Here is a 3,019-nt window from a genome sequence, read left to right as displayed (position 1 = left end):
CGCGCGGGGGGAGCGGGCGGCGGACGGGGCCTGAGCCGGGGGCGGGGCCGGGCGGCAGTCGGGGCCCGAGCCGCGGGTGGGGCGGCGGGCGGGGCCGTGCGCGCGGCGGCCCGGGTGCCGGCGGCCCGCTACTCCGGTGCCACGACCAGCGTCGTGTGCTGGGTGCTCAGGCCCTCCACGAAGACGAGCGTGCAGGGGGTGACCCGGCCCAGCCACGTCCGCGCGGTCTCCAGGCCCTTCGTGCGCGGGGCGAGCGGGTACCGGTTCGCGGTGAAGGAGTTGCCGCCGTTGCCGTACGGGCTCGCGTGCACGTGGTTCATCCAGCGGATGCCGGTGTCCAGGTCCGTGACGACCGGGTGCCGGAACGCCTCCGCGCCGTCGAAGCCGTGCCGTTGGCGCTTCTTCTCGGGGCGCGTGTCCGCGTACTCGGTGATCTCGACGCGGTGGCCCACCGGTATCGGGACGGGCTGGTTCAGGTGGAGGGTGACGGGCGCGGCTGCGGGGCTCGTGGCCGCAGCGTACGGGCCACTTCGGCGGACGGGTACGGGATGGCACGCGCGCCCTCGGCCACCGCGACGAGGAAGGGCGTCAGCACGGAGGCGAGCGGCAGGTCCCGCGCGAGGAGGGCGGCGCCGGGGCCCGGGGCGGGCAGGGGGCGGGGCGCGCGGAAATGGGCGCGCCGTTGCGCGCCGGACAGTCCGTACGCCTGCGTGAGGAGCCAGTTGACGAGGAAGCTGCGCGCGTAACCGAGGTCGTGCGCGCGGTGCGCGGCGAGGAACGCGCCCTCCTCGGCGGTGAGCGCGAAGGAGTCCGTGAGGGCGAGGCCGAAGTCGGTGTGGAGGACGCGGCTGCCGTCGGTGAGGACGTTGCCCCAGTGCCCGTCGAAGTGGACGAGCCCGTGGGCGCTCATCGTCCGGGTGGCGGCGTCCAGCCGCTCCGCCACGCGCGCCGCGTCCGCCTCGGCCCCGGCCTCGTGGACCCGGGGCAGGAGCCAGTCGTGGAGGGTGTGCGGCAGGTGCTCCATGAAGAGCAGGAGAGTCGCGGGAGCGTGCCGCAGCTCCTCGACGCGCAGCGCCGCCGCCGGGCCCCATCTCTTCGCCACGGCCGCCGTGTCGGCGAGTTCGGCGGGCAGCGGCGCCGGTTCCGTCTCCCGGATCAGCCGCCAGTGGTACAGCTCCGGCGCGAGCCCCAGCCCGGCCGCCGCCCGGTGCGCCTCCAGTTCGCGCCACGCCCCGCCCGCGGGGCTCGCGCCCATCCCGTAGTGGGTGACGAGCGGCAGCCCGTAGGGGTCGGCGGTCGAGCGCCGCTCCGCCTCGCGCGCGGTGAGCGGCACCCGCTTGACGAACACGGGGGTGCCCGCGACGTCGAGCCGCGCCGTGCGGCCCCCGATCCCGGCGCCCAGGGGCGTGCTCGTGGCGAGGAGACGCGCGAGGGCGGCGTCGTCGAGGGCGGCGAGTTCCGCGGCGGGCATGGGGGCCTCTCGGAGCGGGGTCGGTGGCGGCGGTCAGCCGGTCGGCAGGGGTGCCCCGAGGCGGCGCGCCAGGTCGGGGAGGGCGGTGCCGAGGGGGAGGCCGATCCGGAGGTCCGCGCGGTCGTCGCCCCGGGTGGGGCCCTGGTTGATGATCGCGACGGGTTTGCCCGCGCGGGCCGCGTGCCGTACGAAGCGCAGGCCCGACATGACCGTGAGCGAGGAGCCGAGGACGAGGACGCCGTGCCCCGCGTCCACGAGGCCGAAGCAGCGCTGGACGCGGGGCTTGGGGACCGTCTCGCCGAAGAAGACGACGTCCGGCTTGAGGACGCCGCCGCAGTGCGCGCAGGGGGCGATACGGAAGTCCCTGACCAGCTCCGGGGGCAGCTCGACGTCCCCGTCCGGGTTGATCCGCGCCCCGGCGGCCTCCGTGAAGTCGCCGTTGAGCGCGCGCAGCCGTTCGTCCAGCTCCTCGCGCGCGGTGACGCGCCCGCAGCCGAGGCACAGGACGCGGTCGAGCCCGCCGTGCAGCTCGACCGCCGTACGCGTGCCGGCCGCGCGGTGCAGCCCGTCCCACGTTCTGCGTGATGACGCCGGAGACGAACCCGGCGCGGCGCAGCGCCTCGACCGCGTGGTGCCCCGCGTTGGGCGCGGCCCGCCAGATCCGCCGCCACCCGGCGTGGCTGCGCGCCCAGTACCTGCGGCGCCCCTCCTCGCTGCCGGTGAACTCCTCGTAGGTCATCGGCGTTGTGGGTGCCGCAGGCTCCCGGCCGGGCCGCGGTAGTCGGGGATGCCGGACTCGGTGGAGAGGCCCGCGCCGGTGAGGACGGTGAAGGGGGCGGTGGTGAGCAGGCCGGCGAGGGCTTCGAGGTCCTGGGGCCCCGCGACCTCGTGGGCGGGGGCGCCGGGCGCGGAGCCGGGGGGCCGGTGCGGCTGCGTGGGCATGGGCCCAGGCTACGACGCGGGCCGGGACGGGGCCCGGCGCCCGGGGGAGCGGGCGGCGCGGGCCCCGCGGTCAGCGGCGCGGGGAGATGCGGCGCAGGAGCTTGTCGCGGGTGACGAGGGTGTGGGTCAGCGTGCCCGTCACGTGGAGGGCGAAGAGGCCGAGGAGTGTGTAGCCGAGGACCTCGTGCACGGTGTGCAGCGTCGAGTAGAGCCCGTAGTCCTGGCCGAAGAGGGCCGGGAGGCGCGCCGAGCCGAGGAGGGGCACGGGGAGGCCGGCGGCGGACTGCATGGCCCAGCCCGCGAGCGGCTGGGCGAGGAGCAGCGCGTAGAGCGCGTACTCGGAGGCCGTCGCCGCGAGCCGCTCGGCACGGGGCATGGTGGGCGGGTACGGCGGGGTGCGGCGGACGAAGCGGTTGACGAGGCGGACGACGGCGAGGACGAGGACCGCGACGCCCAGGGGTTCGTGGATGCGCGACAGGACGTCGTAGTCGCTCAGCCACCGGGTCAGGGCGATGCCGGTGAGGAGCGCGGCCGTGACCAGCAGTGCCATGATCCAGTGCAGCCAGCGGGTCAGGCCGTCGAAGCGCGCCGGGGCGGGCGGCGGGG

3 protein-coding genes and 1 pseudogene are annotated in these 3,019 nt (G+C 76.9%); all 4 read right to left on the bottom strand.

The features are described 5' to 3' along the window. Nucleotides 1-128 precede the first annotated feature (128 nt). Nucleotides 129-452 carry a hypothetical protein gene (locus SSBG_RS11545; RefSeq protein WP_008746319.1) on the bottom strand — a complete coding sequence of 108 codons (324 nt, stop codon included), beginning with the start codon at nucleotides 450-452 and terminating at the stop codon, nucleotides 129-131. A 20-nt stretch (nucleotides 453-472) separates the two neighbouring features. After that, a complete protein-coding gene (locus tag SSBG_RS11540) occupies nucleotides 473-1,471 on the bottom strand; it encodes a hypothetical protein (RefSeq protein ID WP_008746318.1) in 999 nt (332 codons plus the stop codon). Between the two features lie 33 nt (nucleotides 1,472-1,504). Continuing rightward, nucleotides 1,505-2,413 (bottom strand): annotated as a pseudogene (locus SSBG_RS11535) (NAD-dependent protein deacetylase). Between the two features lie 70 nt (nucleotides 2,414-2,483). Next, on the bottom strand, nucleotides 2,484-3,019 hold a 536-nt coding region (locus SSBG_RS11530), incomplete at its 5' end, for a cytochrome b (RefSeq protein WP_078491274.1).

Source organism: Streptomyces sp. SPB074, from assembly GCF_000154905.1.
Lineage (GTDB): Bacteria > Actinomycetota > Actinomycetes > Streptomycetales > Streptomycetaceae > Streptomyces.
This window is presented reverse-complemented; position numbering and strand designations above follow the sequence as displayed.

What these genes read in the sequence shown, in the direction of transcription:
- SSBG_RS11540 (WP_008746318.1), bottom strand. Translation starts at nt 1,471, where the DNA reads ATGCCCGCCGCGGAACTCGCCGCCCTCGACGACGCCGCCCTCGCGCGT.